Genomic DNA, 21,944 nt, shown 5'->3' with positions numbered 1-21,944 from the left:
GAGCCGGCCAGCATCCGCCACCCAGACCCAGCCACCGTTCACATCTACCGTCTTCGACCCCACACAACATGATCAACTTAAGCTACGTGGCATTGCGGCTGCGGTGTTCCGGGCTGTGCTCGTGGAGGTGGGGCTATGCGGGATCATGTGGGCCGTGACGCTGTCCCACTGAGCGCTCAGCGCTGCGGCTGCGACCCGTTCGTCGATAAGATCACGGAAGTATGGCCGTCCGGTTGCGGCCTCGCGGGCGTACTCCGCTGGGCTGAGGTTGGGAATCGGTCCAGTGGGGGCTGGCGTTTCGGGGAATGGTGCCGAACTGGCCCGGCTGGATCCTCTACCCGGTAACTGCCACGCCGGGCTCAGTGACTGTGCCGGTGACGCCGTGGCGGCCGCCGACGGGGTGGACCGCAAAGCTGAAGCGGCATAGCTGCCCGGCGCTGCGGCGATGGGGGGGTGTGGTGCGGCCTGGGTGGCGGGTGCGAACGATCGGGACGCGGCTCTCGCGCGCCCGGTCGATGCAGCCGACCAGCCGGGCGGTGGCCCGGCCGAACTACCCCAAGACGGAGTGTGCTGTCCCGGCAGGGGTGCCGGGAAGACCGGGACCGCTGGCACCATCAGGGCTGGCCGCTGCTGCACCGCCAACTGCTGCGCCACCGCCTGCTGCTGCGCCACCACAGACGGCCCGGACGGCCCCCTCACCGCACCATCCGTCGCCGTACTCGGCCACGCCGCCCTGCCAGCGAAATAATTGCGCATCAACATCGACGAATCGCCCAAAATCAGCTTGTTATCAGCAACGACTGTTGTGAAACTCCATCTGTTTGCAAAGGCAGACAACCGCCCTCCATGATCCATAGCCCCAATTCTGCGGATTCCATTGAACCATGCGTAAATAACGCACTCTTCTTCGCTAACGTTGTATCGCTGCGGAAGAGCACGTTTGGCCTTGATGAATCTCTCGAAGTCTTCGATTTTTTCCTGCAGAGCACGCTCTCTGAAACTAGGCTCAATTTCCGACCCACCAGAGGGCATTTGTCTCACACCTCGCCGTTGTTGACGGCGGCAACGGTGTGTCCGAGCCCGTCGCGGAAGAACTCTTCCGCACCGCCTGACAAAGTATCCGGAAGACCCGTATCCTCGACATCCTGGAGATACGCTGCGGCCTCACCTGCTCTGGGATCAGGGTCAAATTTCAATGACCGGCGACCGAGCCAATCCATGACATTGCGCAGGTTGATGGCCTGCTCTTGCTGAATGGACATAACTTCCCCTTGTCCCGACGTGTCGTTCGGCCGACGACTCATCAACAGGAACGGAATCGACCACCAGTCGGTTCACGCCGGGCACGCCCGGCCGAAGAGCATCCGCAAGGTCGAGCTTGACCGTCCAGCAGCCTGTCCGTCGCCGGTTCTGCTCGCGGTCGCGTCGGTGGTCTCGAAGTAGGGTCGGGTCGTCGAGATCACCGAGCGGGCCGCAGGCCTACCGGACGCGGTGTGGTACGGCCTCGGCACGGCCCGGGACCGGCTCACCGGTGCCCGGCGGGTGCCCGATGACAGCACGCGAGGTCAACCGCGAGCCCCAGGAGCGAGGCCCAGGGTAGTCAGGCGCGGGCGCGGGCCCAGGAGAGGAAGCGCTCGGTCAGCCGGGCCGGGTCGACGTCGATGAGCTGTTCGCTGGCCTCAACCTGGACGGTCGCCAGGTAGACGGTCAACGCCAGCCGATCGTGCCGGTACTCCCCGAGCAGCCGCAGCTTCGCGGCCGAGCAGGGCCAGGCGATGCCGCACGCCGCGCAGCGCCAGGTGGGGCGGCTCGGTAGGTGGTCCCGGTGTCGACGGCGGGGCATGTGCGGGCCTCCTTCGCGGTGGAAGAGGGTCGCCCCGCCTCCCCGTCGGGGCGACCCTCTGACTGACGCCGACCGCCGGGCTCGCGCGCCTCCACCGGTCACGCCGTCTTCTGTGGAACCACCCTCCGGCGCGTAGTCGGACAGGTACACCGCGTAGCGATATGGTCTCCAGATATTCGAGACATCCGATGGAGGGGCCGTGAACGACGCGCTACGGGTGGCACTCAGCGACACCGGGCACACCACCGAATCCCTCGCCGAGACTGTCGGCGTCGACCCGAAGACCGTGGGCCGCTGGTTGACCGAGGGCCGCATCCCGCATCCTCGGCACCGCCTGGCGGCGGCGGAAGCCCTGCACAAGGATGTTTCTGACATTTGGCCGGACACTTCGAGACGTCGTGATCCCATCTGGTTTCGTCCATGGCAGGAGATCGAGCGCGAGGCGGTGTCGCTGCGCTGGTTCGAATCGACGGTTCTGCCCGGGCTGCTCCAGACCGAGGCGTACGCCCGCGCGGTGCTCGGCGGCGCGGGTCTGATCCCCCGGGGTGAGATCGAGCGGCATCTCACCGTCCGGCTCGGCCGGCAGGGCGTGCTCAAACGGGACGACCCACCGCAGTTCACGGCGGTCATCGACGAGGCGATCCTGCGCCGGCCGGTCGGCGGCCGGTCGACCATGCGTGAGCAACTGCTGGCCGTGGTCGCCGCGTGCGCCGAGCCGCACATCCGGGTGCACGTCGTGCCCAGCGCGGTCGGCGCGTACGCCGGCCTCAACGGGCCGTTCGTGATCGCCAACAGTCACGACCACCGGGTCGCCGGCTACCTGGACAACCAACTCCAGGGACAAGTCGTTAGCGACCCGGACGACATCGCGACCATAATGGCGGCATGGGAGAACGTGCGCGGGGAGGCGCTGTCCCACTGGCAGTCGGTCGATCTCATCACGGAAGTGGCGGAGTCATGGAGCTGAACGGCGCACGGTGGCGTAAGAGCAGCCGCAGCAGCGGCAACGGCGGCGCATGCGTCGAGGTCGCCGACAACCTGCCCGGCGTGGTCGGCGTACGGGATTCCAAGGACCCGGCCGGTCCGGCGCTCGCCTTCGCGCCGGCGGCCTGGCACGCGTTCGTCACCCAGCTTGCCCGGCGGGCCTGAACGGCCACGATCATTCATTGATCATTCGGCTGCCACGACCTAGCGTGGCCGGATGCGACGGCGACGAATTGCGGGAACGCCGGTCAAGGTCACGGAGCTGGGCTTCGGCGGTGCGGCGATCGGCAACCTCTACCAGGCGGTGGACGAGGACGATGCGCTGACGGCCGTCGACGCGGCGTGGGATCTCGGCATCCGATACTTCGACACCGCGCCGTTCTACGGCCTGGGGATGTCCGAGCGGCGACTGGGCCGCGCCCTGCGGGGTCACCCCCGGGGCGAGTTCGTGGTCTCGTCGAAGGTCGGCCGCCTGCTGGTGCCCAACCCGCGACCGGTCGGGCAGGGCGTGGACGTCTTCGACGTCTCCGACGAGGTACGTCCGGAGCGCGACTACAGCCGGGATGGCGTGCTGCGTTCGATCGAGGCGAGCCTGGAGCGCACCGGCCTGGACCGGCTGGACGTCGTGTTCGTCCACGATCCGGATGACCACTGGCCGCAGGCCGCCGACGAGGCGATGCCGGCCCTGGCAGAGCTACGTGACCAGGGCGTCATCGGGGCCATCGGCGCGGGGATGAACCAGTCGGCGATGCTCGCGCGCTTCCTGCGGGAGACGGCGGCGGACGTCGTCATGCTGGCGGGCCGCTACACGCTGCTGGAGCAGGACGCGCTGGACGACGTCCTGCCGGCGGCGGTCGAGCAGGGCAAGAGCGTCATCGCCGTGGGTGTCTTCAACTCCGGGTTGCTGGCCCGTGAGCGGCCCGGCCCGGACGCCAAGTACAACTACGCCGACGCCCCTCCGGACGTGGTGGCGAGGGCGGTGCGGATCGCCGAGGTCTGCGAGCAGCACGGCACGACCCTTCCGGCGGCGGCGGTCGCCTTTCCGTTCGGGCATCCCGCGGTGGTCAACGTGACCGTGGGCGTACGTACCCCGGACGAGGTCGCCCGCAACGTCGACCTGCACGCCCGCCCGGTCCCGGTCGGCCTGTGGGACCACCTCCGCGCCGAGGGGCTGCTGCGGGCCGACGCCCCGACACCCGCCAGCTGAGGCCCAACCGGGGAAAGACGGCCGGTAGCGTGCCAGGGACCGGCGGACCCGGAACCCGTCGTACACATGTTCTATCCACAGGCTGCGGACGGCGGAGGGTTCGATGGGTTACCAGCTCAGCGCGGTGGTCGCGGACGTGGAGTTGCTCCGCGAGCAGACCGTCGAGCTGGATCACGCGGTCCTCGGCGGGCTGCGCCAGGACTTCGCGTTGCTGCCGGTCACCCCGCAACTGGTGGTGGAGCTGACCGGGTCGCTGCCGGACTACGCGGTGGACGACCGCAGCGCCGAGCAGCCGTTCGGGCTGGTGTTGTCGCCGCCGCTGGTCGAGGTGCTGGCCGGCTGGTCGCGGTCGGGGCCGGTGGCGTACCTGGAGGCGGAGTTCGGCGGTGGCGCCGGCCACCAGTCGGCGGTGGTGTGGCTTGGTGGCGGGCTGTCCTGGGGTCCGCGGTTCGACGACGTCTTCGACGGGCCGCGCGAGCAGTGGCCGATCAACTCGGCGCTGACCCGGCTCGGTGCGGAGCGGGGCACGTGGATCGACCCGTTCGCCGAACTGGGGCTGCATCTGGAGCGGAACACCGCCGGTTGGTTGGCGCACGGACGCCGTCGACTCAGCGCCGACTACTGGGACGAGCTGGTCGAACAGTGGGAAAACCAGTAATCCGGCGCTGGGCAGCAACCTGAACGCTCCCGTCCCGTTGGGGACTGGGGGATTCCATGAAATTGCGACAATTTGCGTTCATTGCCACGCTCATGACGGCTGCCTCGATCGCGGGCAGCGGCGTACCGCCCACCGGGCCGGCCCCGGACGGTCGGCCCGCCGGCAGCGTGGAGATCATCGACCTGAACGGTCTGAACAACATCGAGTTCGGTGACACCGAGGACGAACTGACCCGCCGGGGCGTCCTGCGTACCGGCCTGGACACCTGCGGGCCAATGCTCGCCGGCCACGACACGGTCAGCCCGGTCTTCGCCGAGGACAAACTGGTGCTGCTCTGGGTCGGCGACCCGACGCGGACACCCGAGGGCATCGCCGCCGGCTCACCCGTCGACCAGGTCTGGGCCCGCTATCCGTCGGTCACCCGCCTGCGCGCTCCACAGGGGACGTTCCGGCTCGACGGGCTGCTCGCCCGCAGCGGCGACCGTGCGTACCTGTTCCTGCACGACGGGCGCACGGTCCGAAAAACCATCGCGGGGTACGCCGACTGGGCCCGCCGCCTCTTCGACGAGGGCGTCGGCCCCTGCTGACCCGCGCCGCCGCGACCCGGCGCGCCGAGCAACGGATCCCGGAACGGGCACTGCTCTTCCTGGCCTCCGACCAGAGCAGCTTCATGACCGGCGGCGAGCTGTTCGTCGACGGCGGCGAGCAGCAGCTCTGACACGGAACGCCCGGTCGATCCGCGAGGATCGACCGGGCGCTTCGGCACTACAGAGCGGTGGCGGCGGGATTTGAACCCGCGGAGGGCGTAAACCCTCACACGCTTTCGAGGCGTGCTCCTTAGGCCACTCGGACACGCCACCGCCGACGAGGCTACAGCACGGCTGGTTCGGACACCGAACCGGTATCGCCCGAGCCGGCCTGGCAGGATCTTTGCCATGAGTACGCACATCGGCGCGAAGCCGGGCGAGATCGCCGAGCGGGTCCTGATGCCGGGCGACCCGCTGCGGGCCAAGTGGATCGCGGAGACCTACCTCGAGGGCGCCACCTGCTACTCGACGGTTCGAGGCATGCTGGGCTTCACCGGCCGCTGGAACGGCGTCGAGGTTTCCGTCCAGGGCTCCGGCATGGGCATGCCGTCCGCCTCCATCTACGCCCACGAGCTGATCAACGAGTACGGCGTGAAGACGCTGATCCGGGTCGGCTCGTGCGGTGCCCTGAGCACCGACCTGCAACTGCGGGACGTGGTGGCCGCGATCGGGTCGTCCACCGACTCGAACATGAACCGGATGCGCTTCGACGGGCTGATCGACTACGCGCCGGTGGCCGACTTCGGGCTGCTGCGTACGTCGGTGGAGGTGGCCGAGCGGCGCGGCATCGCCATGCACGTCGGACCGATCCTGGCGGCGGACGCCTTCTACACGGACCGGCCGGACCTCTACGACACGCTCGCCGACTACGGCGTGCTGGCGGTGGAGATGGAGTCGGCGGCGCTCTACACGATCGCGGCCCGTTTCAAGGCTCGGGCGTTGACGGTGCTGACGGTCAGCGACCACATCAAGACCGGCGAGAAGACCACGTCGGAGGAGCGGGAGCAGACCTTCAGCCAGATGGTCGAGATCGCCCTCGACACGATCATCGCCTGACCCGCCGCAACAGCGGCGGCACCGCAAAGAGCGTGATGACTGTGTGGCATAAATATGCCGCACAGTCATCACGCTCTTTCGCATCAGGCCCGCCCCATCAGACGGCGGTCAGCGCCTCCGTCGGGGAGAGCGGGCGGCACGCACCGCCGGGTAGAGACCGGCGAAGCCGCCGATGACCAGAGTCGCGCAGCCCCGGCCGGCCGGCGGCCTGGTCGTCACGGTCACCCTGCCGCCGGCTTGACCGGCGGCCGGGGGTTCAGCGGAAGAAGTCGCGCAGGACGGCGGCGGTCTCGGCCTCCAGCACGCCGCCGTAGACCTCGGGGCGGTGGTTGAGCCGACGGTCACGCAGCACGTCCCACAGGGAGCCGGCCGCGCCGGTCTTGGGTTCCCACGCGCCGAACACGACCGTGGAGACCCGGGCCAGCACCAGGGCGCCCGCACACATGGTGCACGGCTCCAGGGTGACCACGAGGGTGCAGCCGTCCAGCCGCCACCGGCCGGCGCGTTCGGCACCTCGACGCAGGGCCAGCACCTCGGCGTGGGCGGTCGGGTCGCCGGTCAGTTCCCGCTCGTTGCGCCCGACGGCCAGCTCGGTGCCGTCCGGCCCGTAGAGCACCGCACCCACCGGGATGTCGTCGATCGCATCGCCGCCGATCGACGCGGCCGGGTCGGTGACGGCGACCTCCAGGGCCCGGCGCATCCACAGCTCGTGCCGCTGCCGTCGCCCGAGCTCACCCGGGTCGGCGAGCCCTTCGTGGGCGCCCGGTCCGGCGCGACCCACCGCGCCGGGTGTCGGCTGCCCCGGCCGGAGCGTCTCCAGCGACGGGTCGGTCGCGTCGGCCGGCTCAGACCTCACGCAGCTCCTCGACCTCGTCGACGCAGCCGAGCACCTCGCAGATCTCGGCGGTGACGTCCGCCGGGAGCATCCCCTCGTGCGTGCACAGGGTCAGCAGCTTCTGCGCGGAGATGCCCAGGTTGGCCAGCAGGTCGGCGTCGCCCACCGGGTCGGCCTCCGGGTCGACGACGGGCTGTTCGCTCTCGTCGTCGCCGCCGGCCGCCGGGCGGGGCTCCTCGTCGCCGTCGAGCCCGGTGACCGAGGTCTTCAGGTCACCGACCAGCAGCGAACCCAGCCGGGACTCCTCGGCGTACGCGGAGTCCGACCCGAACACCCGCAGGTCCTCGCCCTCGTCGAGGCGCAGGATCACCAGGTACGCGTCGTCGGCCTCGACGAAGAGCAACGAGACGTCGGCTTCCTGGTCGACGTCCCGCAGCCGGTCGGCGACCTCGTCGATGTCGGTGGCGCCACGCAGGCTGACCTCTGCGGCGGTCCAGCCACTGTCGTCGCGCACCACGGCCGCAGCGAAGTACGACACGGTCCCCCCAATAGCCCCTCGGCACAGCGCCGACTCGTTACGCGTGCACGTTAGCCGGTCGGGTCGGCAGGCGACCGGTCAACGCCCCGACCGGCCGGTCATTCCTGACAAACTCGGGTCAGCCGGCTACCCGACGGCGGGTGGCGATGAGCTGGCGCAGACGCTCGGTGCGCTGTCGCTGCGGCCGGCTGCGCTGGCGTACCGCCCGGGCTCCCGCCAGCTCGGCGAGCAACTGCAGGCGGCGGCGGCTGCGATCCGGGTCCTGCCGCGGGGTGGTCCAGGCCATAGTGCCGAGCGTGCCGAGTCTCGGCGGCCACGTCAAGACGGCGTTCGCTACGCAGCCAACCGGGCACACCGCGCAGTCAACGGCGGCTCTCGCGGGGTCGCCGCGGCACGGTCACCACAGCGGCCAGTCACCACTGGTGGCCCAGCGCACCGCCACCACGGCGGCGGCGATGCTCCAACCACCGGCGGTGACGATGGCCACGCCGGTGGCGACCCCGCGGTCGCCGTGGCGGACCAGCACCAGGGCGGTGATCCAGGCCAGCAGGCCGGCGATCACCGTCCACCACGCGTAGCTGGCCACGTCGGTGCCGAGCAGGCCGAACAGCAGCAGCCAGACGGCCGCCGCGCCACCGCCCGCGGCGACACCACCGCCGGTGACCGGGTGCGGTTCGCGGTAGGTGGGCTGGGTCGGCGGCCCGGCCGGAAAGAGCCCCGACGGGGTACGCGGCGCCGGCCGTGCGGCACCGGGATCCGGGACGGGGTCGGGTCGGGCGATGGTCACCGTCGCTGCCCTCCGTTACGCGCGCCGTTCGTTCCCACGGTACCGGCTCTGCCAGGATGACCGGATGCCCTCGCCGACGATCGGTCGCCGCGCGCGTCCGGCGTACCCCCTCCTGCTGTTGCTCGCCCCGGTGCTCGCCGCCGGTTGCGCGACCACCCGGCCCGGGGCGCCGCCGGCGGGCGCCGCACCGACGCCGCCGGCGATGTGGTCGACCGGCGAGCAGCCGGCGGCGGCGGCCACGCCGACGGCCGGCGGCCCGGCGCGCCCGGCACCGTCGTCCGCCACGCCGTCGGCGAGCGCACCCCGCGCCGGGCTGCGGCATGTCTTTCCGGTACGTGCCGGCAACGTCGACTACCACCCGACGCACGCGGCGTATCCGGCCACGGATCTCTTCGCCAACTGCGGTGAGCCGTTCGTCGCGGTGACCGACGGGACGGTGCTGCAGGTGAGTCGGGTCGACCGGTACTCCAAGCGGGGGCCGCAGGGCCCGGAGAACGGCGGCCTCTCGGTGTCCCTGCTCGGTGACGACGGGGTGCGCTACTACGGCTCGCACCTGAGTGTCGTGTCCACCGGCGTCGACGTCGGGGTGCGGGTCCGCGCCGGGCAGCAGCTCGGCAAGGTGGGCCGCACCGGCAACGCGAACAACGTCTGCCACGTGCACTTCGGCATCTCGCCGCCGTGCACCGGTAAGGACGGCTGGTGGATCCGGCGCGGAGTGCTCTGGCCGGCGCGCTACCTGGATTCGTGGCGGCGCGGCGGCAATCGGGAACCGGCCGCCGAGGTCACGGCGTGGCAGCGCAAACACGGCTGCCCGAAGGCTCCCTGACCGGTCCCGCAGCGACTAGGTTCGGTGGGATGAAGGCCCGGGATCCCATCGCCGACCTGCGCCGGATCGCGTTCCTGCTGGAACGGGCCAACGAGGCCACGTACCGGGTGCGGGCGTTCCGCTCGGCGGCGACCGCCTTGGCGGGCCTGCCGGCGGCCGAGGTGGCCGAGCGGGCCGGCAACGGCACGCTCACCAAACTGACTGGCGTCGGCGATGTGACGGCCCGGTGCGTGGCGGAGTCGCTGGCCGGTGAGGAACCGGTCTACCTGCGCCGGTTGGTGGCGACCGAGGGCAGCGACCTGGACGCCGAGGCCACGGCGCTGCGTGCCGCCCTGCGCGGTGACTGTCACACGCATTCGGACTGGTCCGACGGCGGTTCACCCATCGAGGAGATGGCGCTGGCCGCGGTGGAGTTGGGCCACGAGTACATGGTGTTGACCGACCATTCGCCGCGGTTGACGGTGGCGCGGGGGTTGACCGCGGCCCGCCTGCGCCGCCAGCTCGACCACGTGGCGCAGGTCAACGAGGCGCTGCCGGAGGGTTTCCGGATCCTCACCGGGATCGAGGTGGACATTCTCGCCGACGGCTCACTCGACCAGGACGAGGAGTTGCTGGCCCGGCTGGACGTGGTGGTCGGCTCGGTGCACAGCGGTCTGAAGGACGACCGGGCGCGGATGACCCGGCGGATGCTGAGGGCGGTGGCCAACCCGCACCTGGACATCCTCGGGCACCCCACGGGTCGGATGGTGTCGTCCCGGCCGGCGGGGGTGACCGGTCCCGGCGACCGGGGGCACCGTGCCCGGACCCGCGCGGAGAGCGACTTCGACGCGGACGCGGTCTTCGCCGCCTGCGTGGAGCACGACACCGCCGTCGAGATCAACTCCCGGCCGGAGCGGCAGGATCCGCCGAAGCGGCTGATCCGGCGTGCTCAGGAGGCCGGCTGCCGGTTCGCGATCAACACCGACGCGCACGCGCCCGGTCAGCTCGACTGGCAGCGGTTCGGCTGCGAGCGGGCCGCTCTCTGCGGCGTCCCCGCCGATCGGGTGGTCAACACCTGGTCGGCGGAGCAGTTGGTGGAGTGGACGCACGCCGGGGCCTGACGTCCAGCGCGGCGGAGCCTGACGGCAGCGCGGCGGAGCCTGACGGCAGCGCGGCGGAGCCTGACGGCAGCGCGGCGGGCAGGCCGACGCCGGGCACCGGGCGGGGCCTCCGGCGGGCGAACACGCCCTGCGCGACCGCGACGCCCAGCAGCACGATGAGCGCGCCGACCGGCTGGTGCCAATTGAGCCGCTCGTCGAGCACCAGGGCCCCGATCAGCACCGCGAAGATCGGGATCAGGTACGTGACGGTGGAGGCGGTGCTCGCACCGGCCACCCGGATGTTGCGCATGTTGATGACGAAGGCGAGACCGGTGCCGAGCGCCCCGAGGGTCAGGACGCTGGCGACCACCTTCGGCGACAGCTCGGTGGGCAGCGGCGGCGCGCCCGCGATGAACGGGGTGACGATGGCCAACTGCGCGGCGGCGAGCAGCAGCTGCGCGGTGGAGAGCGACAGGCCGGAGTGCGCGCTGCCGGCGACGAACCGCTTCTGGTACGGAATCGCGACGCCGTAGCAGGCAGCCGCGCCGAAACACATCAACTGCCCGACGAAGTGTGCTCCGCCGAGGCCCTCCCAGACCCCGAGGACCACGAGCACCCCGAGGAAGCCCAGCCCGAGGCCGACGGCCCGGCGCGCGGTCAACCGCTCGGTGCGGAAGACCAGCACCGCCAGCGGCAGCACGATCAGCGGAGTCGTCGCGTTCCAGATGCCGGCCAGCATCGACTCGACCCGCTGCTCGCCGTAACCGAAGAGGGTGAACGGCACGGCCACGCCGAACGCGGCCACGACGGTCAGGTGCGCCCACACCCGGGGCTCGCGGGGCAGCCGGTCGCGTAGCACCGCGAGGACGACCAGCAGGGTCAGCGCGCCGGCGACGACCCGGTAGAGGGTGAGCTGAACCGGGTGCAGCTCGGCCACCCCGATCTTGATGAACAGAAAGCTGGATCCCCAGATGGCGGCGAGGGCGAGGAACCCCGGCAGCCAGGCACTCAGCGGCGCCTTGTCAGGAGCGGTATCGGTGGTCACCCCTGACACTCTGCCTCAGGCGTACGACAAAGTCGCGTGACTTTCACCCGTTGCATCTGCCGCCTGAACACGACAAACGTCATCGACACCGGGGCGGGCTGGTCACGTAGTGTCGCACCGTGGGACGAATTGATGAACTCGCCAACCGCTACGTGGCCGAGTGGGCGCCGTTGAGCCCCACCGGCGCGACCTATGTCGGCATCGCCGGCCACGACGACCAGCTCGACGACCTCTCACCCGAGGGTTACCGGGCACGCGCCGACCTGACCCGTCGGACCCTCGCCGAGCTTGAGGTGACCGAGCCGGACACCGAGGCGGAACGGATCGCCAAGGAGGCCATGCAGGAACGACTCGGCCTCGACCTGGCCCGCTACGACGCCGGTGAAGCCACCAGCGAGGTCAGCGTCATCACCAGCGGGCTGCACGAGATCCGCATGGTGTTCGACCTGATGCCGACCGCCACGGCCGACGCACAGGCCAACATCGCCGCCCGCCTGAACGGGCTGGCGGGCGCGCTGGAGGGCTACAAGACCACCCTGCGCGAGGCGCTCGCCGCCGGCCAGGTCAGCTCGAAGGTGCAGCTGGTCGAGGTGGCCAAGCAGTGCGACATCTGGACCGACCCGACCGGGGACAACTTCTTCCACGGGCTGGTCGAACGGCTGGGCGCGGAGGGCACCCTCGGCGCCGACCTGCGTCGGGGAGCGGCGGCGGCCACCGCGGCGACCGCCGAGTTCGGCCAGTTCCTGCGTACCGAGCTGGCCCCGAACGGCCGGGACAAGCAGGCCGCCGGACGGGAACGCTACGAGCTGGCCTCGCAGTACTTCCTCGGTGCGAAGGTCGACCTGGACGAGACGTACGCCTGGGGCTTCGCCGAGCTGGCCCGCCTGGAGGCGGAGATGCGGGTCGTCGCCGGGCGGATCGCCGGCTCCGGTGCCACGGTCGACGAGGCGGTGGCCAAGCTGGACGCGGACCCGGCGCGGACCATCCAGGGCAAGGAGGCGTTCCGCGACTGGATGCAGGCCCTCGCCGACAAGGCGATCGCCGAGCTGCACGGCACCCACTTCGACATCCCCGAAGAGGTACGCCGCATCGAGTGCTGCCTCGCGCCGACCAGCGACGGCGCCATCTACTACACGGGGCCGAGCGAGGACTTCTCCCGCCCGGGCCGGATGTGGTGGGCGGTGCCGCAGGGCATCACCGACTTCTCCACCTGGCGGGAGGTGACCACCGTCTACCACGAGGGCGTGCCCGGTCACCACCTTCAGGTGGCGCAGACCGCCGTCCGGGCCGACCTGCTCAACCGCTGGCAGCGTCTGCTGTGCTGGGTTTCCGGGCACGGCGAGGGCTGGGCGCTCTACTCGGAGCGGCTGATGGACGAGCTGGGCTACCTGGAGGATCCGGGCGACAAGCTGGGCATGCTCGACGGCCAGGCAATGCGTGCCGCGCGGGTGATCGTCGACATCGGCATGCACCTGGAGCTGGAGATCCCGAAGGACAATCCGTTCGGCTTCCACCCCGGCGAGCGGTGGACGCCCGAGCTGGGCTGGGAGTTCATGCGGGCGCACTGCCGGGTGCCGGACGAGAACCTGCGCTTCGAGCTGAACCGCTACCTGGGCTGGCCGGGGCAGGCGCCGTCGTACAAGGTCGGTGAGCGGATCTGGCTCCAGGCCCGCGAGGACGCGAAGGCCCGCAAGGGCGCGGACTTCGACCTGCGGGAGTTCCACCGGCAGGCGTTGGACCTGGGAGCGTTGGGCCTCGACCCGCTGCGCCGGGCGCTGGCCCGGCTCTGAGCCGTCGACGGCTCCGGTTGCCGGCGGTACGACCAGCCGTGGGCAGCCGGAGCCGTTCGCTCAGGCGAGGCTCAGCGCCAGCGCCGGCCGGGCGGTCAGCGTGTTGCTGGTGACGAACGCCAGGTCGATGACCGGGTCGGTGAACGTGATCGGGATGGGTGAGGTGACCGGGATGCCGTTGGGCAACGGCAGGTCCGGAGTCAGAGTGATCTTGATGCCGAACAACCGGCCGACGAACCGGGTGGCGTAGAAGGCCACGTCGCCGCTGACGGTCAGCCGGTCGGTCGCATATCGCTGGCTGCGCCCCTGCGGGCCGTCGGCGCGCAGGAGGAAGTCCTCGGTCACCGCCTCCCGCATGCTGAACTTCAGCACCTCGAGGTCGCCCTTCACCGTGTGCAGTTCGGTGATCCCCTCGAACCGCAGCCCGGTCATCTTCACCGAGGATCCGGTGAGCTTGGACGGTGTCTGCGCGACCGTCGGCAGGGCCGGGTCGGCGGCGATGCGCGGCAGCGGTTTGCCCGGCTCGACCGTGCCCGGCTTGTCGGACTTCCCCGGCCCGCCCGGCTTGCCCGGCCTGCCCGGGGGCAACGACGGGCAGGTGACCGACCCGGGTCGGGTCGTCGGCGTGCCACTCGGCTGGGCGGTCGGGCTCGCCGACGGCGTCGCGCTGGGCGTACGGCGCCCCCCGGTGAGCAGATCACCGATCCCGTCCAGGATGTCGGTGATGACGTTGCCACCGCGCGTCGGGCTCGGCGTCGGTGTCGGCGTGGCCGCGCTGCGGCTGGGCGACGGGGTGACGGTCCGGGAGGGGGTGGGGCAGGCGGTGGCGGATGGGCGGCTCGGCGCGGCCTGCACCGCTCCGGGTTGGACGGCCAGACCAGCGGCGGCGAGGCCGAGCACCAGCAGGGTGATGCCGAACGACCGCGGATCAGCCGCACGCCCCGGCCACTCGGGCGGCGCGCTCGCGTCGGCCGGCACCGCCCGCTCGGAAGCGGGACCGGCCTGCTCGGGACCGGCCTGCTCGGGACCGGCCTGCTCGGGACCGGCCTGCTCGGCGGTCTCTGCTTCGGCCGCAGCCGACGGGGCCGGGCTGGTCGGCGTCCAGGCGAAGGCGAGCGCGCTGCCGACGATGCCGAGCAACAGGCCGACGAAGAAGCCGCCGAGGTTGAGGCCGATCAGTGAGTAGACCGCGGTGACCGCCGCGACGACCGAGTAGAACAGCCGCTGCGCCGGGGTGAGCCAGAGCAGCAGGCCGCAGGTCACCAGGATGACCGGGATCAGCAGGGAGAGCAGACCGCTGGCTCCGCTGTGGAAGCTCAGGCCGTTGAGCGTCATCCGGGTGGAGGCGAACATCTCCACCCCGGCCAGGGCGGTGAGCAGACCACCGGCGAACGGCCGGCTCCGCTGCCAGCGGCGGAAGCTCCGCCAGGCCTGAGCCGGACGGCCGGGCCGGGCGTGGGACGGGTTCGCGGTTGTCACGTACTCCTCCTGGCGGAGCGGGGACGGGGACCGGGGCAGGCCCGCGGTGGTCGACCACCGCGGGCCGCGACTCACCTCAGAAGCACTCCTTGCCCTTGGCGTCGTCGCCCACGTTGACCTTCAGGCGCAGCCCGACCAGGTTGAAGGTGGCCGCCGTGGTGTAGCGGGACACCTGCTGCAGGTTGGTGATGCTGACATGTTCGGAGTTCTGGCCGAACGAGCCGGCCTGCGCCGTCGGGTTCAGGTCCCTCGCGTCCCGGCCGATCTTGATGTTGGTGAAGGTGGCGTTGCCGTCCAGCGAGTCCATCGCGATCAGCAGGTCCTTGGCCCGGGCGGGCTCCTTGCCCTCACCGGCGTTGATGGTGAGCACCACCGGCAGGCCGGGCAGGTCCGCGCGGACGGACTGGCAGAGGTTGTACAGCTCGGCGCTGCTGATCTCGGAGAGGGCGACCGGGTGGACCTTGCCGGCCTTGCCGGCCTTGCCCTTCTCGCGGACGATGCCGCCGTACTGCTTGAAGCCGTCGCCCTCCAGGCGGTCGGCACCGATCTTGAACGTCTGTCCGGAGACCGTGATGTCGGACGCGATCGCGCCGCTCGACATGCCGAACAGGATGGCGCCGGCGGCCGCCGTCGCGGGCACCATCATGGCGGCGAACCGCCGCCACCGGGTACGCCCCTGATTGTTCAACCGCTCCTGCACGGGTTCCTCCTCAGTGGATGCGCGCGGGCCGGTCCCGAACTGGCGGCCCCGCCTGGGGCCGGGCAACTGTTACCGGCGGGTAACGATCGAGCTTGATGGTGCACCCGTTGCGGCGCAGCTCACAACCCCCCAATTACCGGGCGGTAACACCGGTGCCACCGAGTGGCATCCCGGCATCACGATGCGTCGAACCGGCCCAGCAGCGAAGCGTCCAAAGTGGCAGCAAAACCGACAAAAACCCCCGGTCGAGCGACGCAAAGTGACGAGACATTGACCAATTACAATCAGGTAACAAATGTAAGGTGCGCAGGTTGGCGCAGCACGAAGGGGTGGACCGCGATGCGGTCCACCCCTTCGGTCGTGCGCGCGTCAGCGCTGATCCACCTCGCCGGGGGCCGGACGCTGGGTCGGCACCGTCGGGTCCTCGGACTTCCAATTCGTCGACGCCGGCGGAATCTCGTCGCTCAGCGGACCGCCCACCGGCTGGGGCGTGGGCTGCTCGACGGTGTCCGTGTCGCGCACCGGCTCCTGGTCCACCCGGGTCGGAGTCGGGTCGGCGACCGGCGCGACCGGGGCCGGCTCGGCGCGGTGCCGGGCGGAAGCGGAACCACCACTGGGCCGTGTCACCAGCCACACGCCCGCGATGACAGCGAGCAGACCGAGCACGCCGGCGGTCAACGACGAGGCACCGATCCTGCGCCTCAAGTGGCTCAAGCCGCAGACCATCACCGGGCTCCGCTTCGCCGTCGACGACGAGGTGGCCGCCACCCGGCTCGGCAGCGTCCGGGTGGTCGGCGACGACGGGTTCCGGAGCAGCCTGCTCGGCGACGACGGGCTGCTCCGCCTGGATCCGCCGATGCGCACCGACGAGATCACCATCCAGTTCCTCGACAAGCCGTCCGCCAGCAGCCTCGACCCGTACAAGCTGCGGCTACCGGAGTCGTTGCCCATCGCGGTCGGCGAGGTCACCGTCCTGCCCGGGGCGTCCACCGTCGAACCCCGCCTCGACACGCCCCTCAAGCTGGCCTGCGGGTCGGGCCCGGCGCCTCGATCTGGGCCGCGGCGAGCACCGCGTCGTCACCACCGCCAGCACGCTGGCCTCGCCCACCCTGGTCGCCCTCGTGCCGCAGACGCCCACGCCCGCGCCGGCGGCGGCCGCCAGCACCATCCAGGTCGAGTCGTGGGCGGCCACCGAGCGACGGGTACGGGTGTCCGCGCACCCCGTCGACCGGGTGCTCGCCGTCCGTGAGAACACCAACACCGGCTGGCAGGCGACCATCGGCGGGCGGACACTCGCGCCGCTGGTGGTGGACGGCTGGCAGCAGGGCTGGATCCTCCCCGCCGGTGCCTCCGGCGAGGTGCTGCTGAGCTTCACCCCGGACACGACGTACCGCGCGGGACTGCTGCTCGGCGGCATCCTGCTGCTGGTGGTGGTCCTCCTCGCGGTGCTGCCGCAGCGAAAGCCGACGGGGAGCACGCCGGTACCGCGCGGCCGACGCCGCCTCACCCGTTCCCTGCCGCTGCTGGCCGTGGGCGCCGCCGCGCTGGTGCTGTCGAAGTGGACTCATCGGCGGCCTGCTCGTCGCGGCGGGGTTCATGCTGGCCGTACCCGGGCCACGCCGCCTGCCCTGGACGGCGGACCCACGACGGGCCCGGACGATCAGCCGGGCCGTCGAGACGTGGCTCCCGGGTGCGCTCGTGGTGCTCGCCGGCTGGCTGTACCTCGAATCGGCGCACCGGTACACCGACGCCGCCTCGCAGCTCGCGATCGTCGTCGCCCTCGGCGCCCGCTGGCTCTCCACCGCCGCCCGGCGACGACCCGTACGCCGAACCAGACCGACCCCGACGGCACCGGCACCGCCCACGACTCCGGAAGCGGACGAGCCGGCCGTCCCCGCCCTCTCCGAGATCACGTGAGCACCGAGCGACCCGCCCCGCACGCGGGGACGGAGCCGACCGGCACACGGCCGACCGGCCTGGGCGCGGCGGGAGCCGCCGTCACCCTGGCCGGCGTCCTCGTCAACGGCCTGGCCTACCTGGTGCCGGTGCTCGCCGCCCGACGGCTCGACCCGGCCGACCTCAGCGCGCTCGCCACGGCCCTCGGCCTGGTGGCCATCGCCGCCGTGCCCGGCCTCGGTCTGCAACTGGCCGTCGCCGTGCACCACGCCCGGCACGGGTCGTCCGACACCCGACGGCTCACCGCGGTGACCGCCGCCGTGTGCGCCGCGGCGATGATCGTGGCGACGCCGCTGCTGGTCGCCGCCCTGGACCTGCCGGTCGAGGTGCCCGCGCTACTGGCGGTCACCACCGCCGCGGTCGTGCTGTCCTCCCGCTCACTCGGCGAGCTGCAGGGCGGTCAACGATTCCTGCGACTCGCCGCCGCGATGGCACTGCTCGCCGCCGGCCGCTACGGCGGGGTGATCGCCGCACTGCTGCTCGGCGCGGGACTGACCGGCGCGCTCGTGGCCGGCGCGCTGACCGCCGCGCTCACCCCCGTCGTACTGGCCCGACTCGCCCGCACACCCGACCGACCGGCCACCACACCACGACTGACCGTCGCGCAGGTCACCGCCGGTTGCGGTGCGACCCTGGCGATGCTCGTCGTCTCCTACGCCGACCTGCTCCTGGCCCGGCAACTGCTCCCTCCGACGGGCGCCGGGGCGTACGCGGTGGGCACGGTCCTGAGCAAGGGCGCCCTCTGGGCGCCGCAGGTCGCCGCCGTCCTCGCCCTCCCACGGCTGGCACGCGGCGACCGCCGCAGCCGCACCGTGGCGCTCGCGGTGACCGGCGGATGCGGTCTAGTGCTGGTGCTCGCGTCGACGCTCGCCGGTGGGTTGGCCTTCCGCCTCGCCGGCGGACCCGAGTACACCCACCTCGGCCGGTACGCGCCGATCTTCGCCGCGGTCGGCGCGCTCTACGCGGTCACGTTCGTGCTGCTCAACGACCGCCTCGCGGCCGGCGTGCGGTGGCCGGCGGCACCACTGTGGGTGGGCACGGCCGCCCTGGTCAGCGTCGCGGCGATCGTGCGACCGCGTACCGTCTCCGGTCTCCTGCTCGCCGCCCTCGGCACGGCCATCGTGACGACCCTGCTGATGGCCCTGCCCGCCCGCCGATCGGTCTAGTTCCCCGACAGCCAGTCGTGCAGCAGGCGGTGGTCGATCGCGTCGACCCGGCCGAGCGTACGACCGGAGGCCAGCCGGTCCCGCAGGTCCGCACGGGTGAACCAGCGCGCCTCCAGCAGTTCCTCGCCGTCGACGCGTACCTCGTCGGACGTCGCGATGGCCCGGAAGCCCACCATCAGGCCGGCGGGGAACGGCCACGCCTGCGACCCCTGGTAGGTCACGTCGGTGACGGTGATCCCGGCCTCCTCGGCCATCTCGCGGCGGACCGCGTCCTCCAGGCTCTCGCCGACCTCGACGAACCCGGCCAACGTCGAGAACGCGTCCTCCGCCGCACCGGCGTGCCGGGCCAGCAGGCAGCGCCCCGGCGGGCCGGGTGCCTCGACCAGCACGATGATCGCCGGTTCGATGCGGGGGAACAGCAACCGCCCACACTCCGCACCGGTGCACGTCCGGACGTGTCCGCCGCCGCCGGTGACGGCCGGGGCACCGCACACGCCGCAGAACCGCTGCTGCCGGTGCCAGTGCAGCAACCCCCGCGCGTACGCCTGGACGGCCGCGCCGTCCGCGTCGAGCCGACCGACCAGCGCCCGCACGTCGACGGACTTCGCCGCACCCGCCATCTCGACGGCGGGCCGCTCATCCAGCGCGGAGAGGTCCACGGCGAACACGGCGACGTCGCCGTCGAAACCCAGGAAGACGGTCTCGCCGGCGACGGACCGGACGAGCGCCGCCCGTTCCGCGGTCAGCCGCACCGGACCGTCCCCGTCGACGAGACACCGGTCCCGCCACAGCGGCAACACGACGGTGCCCGGCTCGTCGAGCAACGCGTTCAGCCGGGTCGGATCGGTGCGCAGCGCACCCGCCCGGTCCAACCGTCCACCGCCGTACGCCAGCATCCGCTCCGCAACACCCACCCCGTCACCGTGCCAGGTCACCGGTGTGCCGCCGGCACCACCCCCACCCGGCTCGGACACGCCGCAGCCCCGCAGGTGGGCGCAGCCCGCGGGGACGGCCGGGCATTCGTTACCGTAGGTGTCCTCCGGGAGGGGGACCTCCCGCGGCACCCTGGCGATCGAGGTTGCAGTGACGCTGTACGGCGAAAAGACTCCACCCGCCGACGACCGGCCCACCGTGCAGGTCACCGCGGTCACCTGGCCGGACGACGGGCCGGAGACCGTGACGACACCCGCCGTCGCCGAGCCCACGGACGACCCTCGTCATGGACGCCGCATGCGGATGCTGCTCGCCGCCGGCGTCACCGGTGGCGTGTTCGCCGCCGTCGCGGGCGCCGGTGCCTGGGCGTACGCCGGAGACGTCCCCCGGGGCACCACCGTGCTCGGTGCCGAGCTGGGCGGCCGGAGCCGCACCGACGCGGATCGCGCACTGCGCGCAGAACTGGACCGGCGTGCCGCGACCCTCGCCGCGCCGCTGCGGGTCACCGTCGGGCAGCGCACCACCGAGATCAAACCGGCCGACGTGGGGCTGGCCATCGACGTACCCGCCACCGTCGCGGCGGCGGCCGAGGCCGCCGCGCACCCGGTCAGCCGACTGGTCGGCTCCCGCACCGTCGACCCGGTGGTCACCGTCGACGTCGAGCGGCTCGATGCCACGTTGAGCAAGGCGCTCGGCACCGAGGCTCGCGGGATGACCATGCCGGCGATCACGTACCAGGGCACCACGCCGAAGGTCGTCCAGCCCAAGCCGGGGATGGCCCTCGACCCGCAGCGCTCCGCCGACGTGGTCCGCGCCGGCTGGCTGGCCGGCGACCCGATCACCGTGCCGCTGGTGGAGAGCCACCCGGCGACCACCCCGGAGGAGCTGGACAGGCTCGTCAACGAGCTGGCGAAGCCGGCGGTGGCCGCGCCGGTCACGCTGCGCACCGACAAGGGCTCGGTGAAGGTACCGCCCGCCGCCATCGCGAAGAGCCTGCGGTTCACCGCCGACAAGGCCGGCACGCTGACCCCGACGGTCGACGTCAAGCGGCTGCGCGCGGCCCTCGGCGACGACCTCAACGCCATCGAGGTGCCGCCGAAGGACGCCACGGTCTCCATCTCCGGCGGCCGACCCAAGGTCACCGACGGCAAGCCTGGCCAGCAGCTCGACACGGCCACGCTGGGCCGGGACCTGCTCGCGGTGCTGCCCAAGTCGGAGGGCCGCGAGGTCACCGGCGAGCTGAAGCCCACGCCACCGGAGCTGACCGCGAAGAAGCTGGCCAGCCTGGGCATCAAGGAGCGGGTGTCCACGTTCACCACCCGGTTCACCGGGGGCATGGCATCGTCGCGCAGCCAGAACATCGCCACCATCGCCAGGGACGTGGACGGCACCGTCGTCCTGCCGGGCAAGACGTTCTCGCTGAACGGCCACACCGGCGAGCGTGGCTACGCGCAGGGATACCGGGACGCCCCGGTCATCCTGGACGGCAAGCTGGTGCCGGGCGTCGGTGGCGGCTCCTCGCAGTTCACCACCACGCTGTTCAACGCCTCCTACTACGCGGGCATGGAGGACGTCGAGCACAAACCGCACTCGTACTGGTTCGACCGGTACCCGGCGGTCATCGAGTCGACCATCTTCTGGCCGGACCTGGACTTCAAGTTCCGCAACAACACCGAGTACGGCCTGCTCATCGACACCTCGTACACGTCCAGCTCGGTGACCGTGTCGATCTGGAGCACGAAGATCTACGACAGCGTCAAGACGGAGTACGGCCCGCGTCGCAACATCACCACGCCGAAGCTCATCCACCTCGAACCCGGCCCCTCGTGCATTCCGAGCAACGGCATCAACGGCTTCACCCAGGACGCCTTCCGGGTCATCAAGAAGGGCGGCGTGGTGGTGAAGCGGGAGAAGTTCAGCTGGCGCTACGACGCCGAGCCCCGCTACGTCTGCGGCCCGAAGCCGTCCTGAGCGACCTCTCGCCCGTCCTGAGCGACCTCTCGCCCGTCCTGAGCGACCTCTCGCTAGGAGGTCGACTGACCGGGGCTGCCGCCCTGCGCCTGGCGCCTCCCGCCCTGCGGAGGCAGCGGGATCACACGCTCGTCCTGCACGCGGACCTCGGCGCGGAGTCGGTGCGCGGCGGATGCCACATCTCTTCGAGCGGGCCCATGAACTCGCCGCCGATACCGCGGCGGCGCACGCACGCACCGACCTGCCCGGCATGATCGTGCTGGATCGTGGTTGTAGTGGCCTCGCCCGCACGAGGAGAGAACTGTTTCCTGGATCCAGCACGATCATGCCGGGGTGATTGCCCGCTTCGAACCGGCTCACGGGCCGCAAACTCGGTCAGCGACGCCGGCAGCCTGATGCGCAATGCGCAACCTCCGCGCCGGAATGCAGACCCGCGACTGACCCACCCGCCCGAATCTCGTTGACCGACTCGGTTTCGGTGATATCGGGGGAGCCCCGCCCCGG

At 71.5% G+C, this 21,944-nt stretch carries 22 protein-coding genes, 1 tRNA gene and 2 pseudogenes; 13 read left to right on the top strand and 12 right to left on the bottom strand.

Annotated features, from left to right (window positions below; genetic code table 11):
* Positions 1-1,037: 1,037 nt before the first annotated feature.
* Both AB0H52_RS29725 and AB0H52_RS29720 read right to left on the bottom strand, forming a co-directional pair.
* Positions 1,038-1,262, bottom strand: coding sequence for a hypothetical protein (locus tag AB0H52_RS29725; RefSeq protein ID WP_151491025.1), 225 nt, complete (start codon positions 1,260-1,262; stop codon positions 1,038-1,040).
* A 338-nt stretch (positions 1,263-1,600) separates the two neighbouring features.
* Positions 1,601-1,843, bottom strand: coding sequence for a flavin reductase (locus AB0H52_RS29720; RefSeq protein ID WP_151491024.1), 243 nt, complete (start codon positions 1,841-1,843; stop codon positions 1,601-1,603).
* A gap of 199 nt (positions 1,844-2,042) precedes the next feature.
* Here AB0H52_RS29720 and AB0H52_RS29715 point away from each other — a divergent pair, with 199 nt between their 5' ends.
* The 5 genes from AB0H52_RS29715 (at position 2,043) to AB0H52_RS29695 (ending at position 5,279) form a co-directional block, all read left to right on the top strand.
* Positions 2,043-2,810, top strand: a complete 768-nt coding sequence (locus AB0H52_RS29715; protein WP_357951536.1) for a helix-turn-helix transcriptional regulator — start codon at positions 2,043-2,045, stop codon at positions 2,808-2,810.
* Positions 2,801-2,992 (top strand): DUF397 domain-containing protein, encoded by a 192-nt coding sequence (locus AB0H52_RS29710; protein WP_357951534.1) that lies wholly within the window; start codon positions 2,801-2,803, stop codon positions 2,990-2,992. The genes AB0H52_RS29715 and AB0H52_RS29710 overlap by 10 nt, the downstream gene beginning before the upstream one ends.
* Positions 2,993-3,044: 52 nt before the next feature.
* Complete coding sequence (locus tag AB0H52_RS29705; protein ID WP_357951532.1) at positions 3,045-4,034, top strand: aldo/keto reductase; 990 nt, start codon at positions 3,045-3,047, stop codon at positions 4,032-4,034.
* Between the two features lie 103 nt (positions 4,035-4,137).
* On the top strand, positions 4,138-4,692 hold the full coding sequence (locus tag AB0H52_RS29700) for a hypothetical protein (RefSeq protein ID WP_151491020.1): 555 nt from the start codon (positions 4,138-4,140) through the stop codon (positions 4,690-4,692).
* 92 nt (positions 4,693-4,784) lie between these two features.
* Positions 4,785-5,279 (top strand): hypothetical protein, encoded by a 495-nt coding sequence (locus tag AB0H52_RS29695; RefSeq protein ID WP_192580352.1) that lies wholly within the window; start codon positions 4,785-4,787, stop codon positions 5,277-5,279.
* A gap of 186 nt (positions 5,280-5,465) precedes the next feature.
* Here AB0H52_RS29695 and AB0H52_RS29690 read toward each other — a convergent pair.
* Positions 5,466-5,552, bottom strand: a tRNA-Ser gene (locus AB0H52_RS29690).
* A gap of 75 nt (positions 5,553-5,627) precedes the next feature.
* On the opposite strand from AB0H52_RS29690, the gene deoD reads away from it, so the two are divergent.
* Positions 5,628-6,335, top strand: a complete 708-nt coding sequence (deoD, locus tag AB0H52_RS29685; RefSeq protein WP_151491018.1) for a purine-nucleoside phosphorylase — start codon at positions 5,628-5,630, stop codon at positions 6,333-6,335.
* 256 nt (positions 6,336-6,591) lie between these two features.
* Here deoD and AB0H52_RS29680 read toward each other — a convergent pair whose 3' ends face one another.
* From AB0H52_RS29680 to AB0H52_RS29665, 4 genes are all read right to left on the bottom strand, one after another.
* Complete coding sequence (locus AB0H52_RS29680) at positions 6,592-7,035, bottom strand: nucleoside deaminase (RefSeq protein WP_357951541.1); 444 nt, start codon at positions 7,033-7,035, stop codon at positions 6,592-6,594.
* Between the two features lie 145 nt (positions 7,036-7,180).
* Positions 7,181-7,708 (bottom strand): tRNA adenosine deaminase-associated protein, encoded by a 528-nt coding sequence (locus AB0H52_RS29675; RefSeq protein ID WP_151491017.1) that lies wholly within the window; start codon positions 7,706-7,708, stop codon positions 7,181-7,183.
* Between the two features lie 118 nt (positions 7,709-7,826).
* The gene (locus AB0H52_RS29670; protein WP_167454701.1) at positions 7,827-7,994 is read right to left on the bottom strand and encodes a hypothetical protein; all 168 of its coding nucleotides are present in this window, start codon (positions 7,992-7,994) and stop codon (positions 7,827-7,829) included.
* Positions 7,995-8,105: 111 nt separating this feature from the next.
* Positions 8,106-8,495, bottom strand: coding sequence for a hypothetical protein (locus tag AB0H52_RS29665; protein ID WP_278125866.1), 390 nt, complete (start codon positions 8,493-8,495; stop codon positions 8,106-8,108).
* A gap of 64 nt (positions 8,496-8,559) precedes the next feature.
* Here AB0H52_RS29665 and AB0H52_RS29660 point away from each other — a divergent pair, with 64 nt between their 5' ends.
* Positions 8,560-9,321, top strand: a complete 762-nt coding sequence (locus AB0H52_RS29660; RefSeq protein ID WP_151491015.1) for a M23 family metallopeptidase — start codon at positions 8,560-8,562, stop codon at positions 9,319-9,321.
* 29 nt (positions 9,322-9,350) lie between these two features.
* A complete protein-coding gene (locus AB0H52_RS29655; protein WP_151491014.1) occupies positions 9,351-10,421 on the top strand; it encodes a PHP domain-containing protein in 1,071 nt (356 codons plus the stop codon).
* Here AB0H52_RS29655 and AB0H52_RS29650 read toward each other — a convergent pair.
* The gene (locus AB0H52_RS29650) at positions 10,369-11,445 is read right to left on the bottom strand and encodes a DMT family transporter (protein WP_225854609.1); all 1,077 of its coding nucleotides are present in this window, start codon (positions 11,443-11,445) and stop codon (positions 10,369-10,371) included. The genes AB0H52_RS29655 and AB0H52_RS29650 overlap by 53 nt on opposite strands.
* Before the next feature lie 119 nt (positions 11,446-11,564).
* On the opposite strand from AB0H52_RS29650, the gene AB0H52_RS29645 reads away from it, so the two are divergent.
* Positions 11,565-13,235, top strand: a complete 1,671-nt coding sequence (locus tag AB0H52_RS29645) for a DUF885 domain-containing protein (protein ID WP_151491013.1) — start codon at positions 11,565-11,567, stop codon at positions 13,233-13,235.
* Between the two features lie 60 nt (positions 13,236-13,295).
* On the opposite strand, the gene AB0H52_RS29640 is transcribed toward AB0H52_RS29645, so the two are convergent.
* From AB0H52_RS29640 to AB0H52_RS29630, 3 genes are all read right to left on the bottom strand, one after another.
* On the bottom strand, positions 13,296-14,714 hold the full coding sequence (locus AB0H52_RS29640) for a DUF6114 domain-containing protein (protein ID WP_357951527.1): 1,419 nt from the start codon (positions 14,712-14,714) through the stop codon (positions 13,296-13,298).
* A 76-nt stretch (positions 14,715-14,790) separates the two neighbouring features.
* Entirely contained in the window at positions 14,791-15,414 is a 624-nt protein-coding gene (locus tag AB0H52_RS29635) for a DUF6230 family protein (RefSeq protein ID WP_357951525.1), read from the bottom strand.
* A gap of 369 nt (positions 15,415-15,783) precedes the next feature.
* Complete coding sequence (locus tag AB0H52_RS29630; protein WP_225854608.1) at positions 15,784-16,050, bottom strand: hypothetical protein; 267 nt, start codon at positions 16,048-16,050, stop codon at positions 15,784-15,786.
* Positions 16,051-16,081: 31 nt separating this feature from the next.
* Here AB0H52_RS29630 and AB0H52_RS29625 point away from each other — a divergent pair.
* Positions 16,082-17,331 (top strand): annotated as a pseudogene (locus AB0H52_RS29625) (DUF3367 domain-containing protein); the annotation flags it as partial.
* Positions 17,332-17,390: 59 nt separating this feature from the next.
* Positions 17,391-18,515, top strand: a pseudogene (locus AB0H52_RS29620) (polysaccharide biosynthesis protein); the annotation flags it as partial.
* A 17-nt stretch (positions 18,516-18,532) separates the two neighbouring features.
* On the opposite strand, the gene nudC reads toward AB0H52_RS29620, so the two are convergent.
* The gene (gene nudC / locus AB0H52_RS29615; RefSeq protein WP_357951539.1) at positions 18,533-19,432 is read right to left on the bottom strand and encodes an NAD(+) diphosphatase; all 900 of its coding nucleotides are present in this window, start codon (positions 19,430-19,432) and stop codon (positions 18,533-18,535) included.
* A gap of 187 nt (positions 19,433-19,619) precedes the next feature.
* Here nudC and AB0H52_RS29610 point away from each other — a divergent pair, with 187 nt between their 5' ends.
* Together AB0H52_RS29610 and AB0H52_RS29605 are read left to right on the top strand one after the other, a co-directional pair.
* Complete coding sequence (locus AB0H52_RS29610; RefSeq protein ID WP_357951523.1) at positions 19,620-21,440, top strand: VanW family protein; 1,821 nt, start codon at positions 19,620-19,622, stop codon at positions 21,438-21,440.
* A 172-nt stretch (positions 21,441-21,612) separates the two neighbouring features.
* Positions 21,613-21,777, top strand: coding sequence for a hypothetical protein (locus AB0H52_RS29605; RefSeq protein ID WP_192580351.1), 165 nt, complete (start codon positions 21,613-21,615; stop codon positions 21,775-21,777).
* The last annotated feature ends 167 nt before the right edge of the window (positions 21,778-21,944 follow it).

Origin of the sequence: Micromonospora sp. NPDC050695 (genome assembly GCF_040654415.1) — a bacterium.
Taxonomy (GTDB): domain Bacteria; phylum Actinomycetota; class Actinomycetes; order Mycobacteriales; family Micromonosporaceae; genus Micromonospora.
The sequence above is the reverse complement of the archived record's forward strand: the minus strand, read 5'-3'. Positions and strand labels throughout refer to the sequence as shown.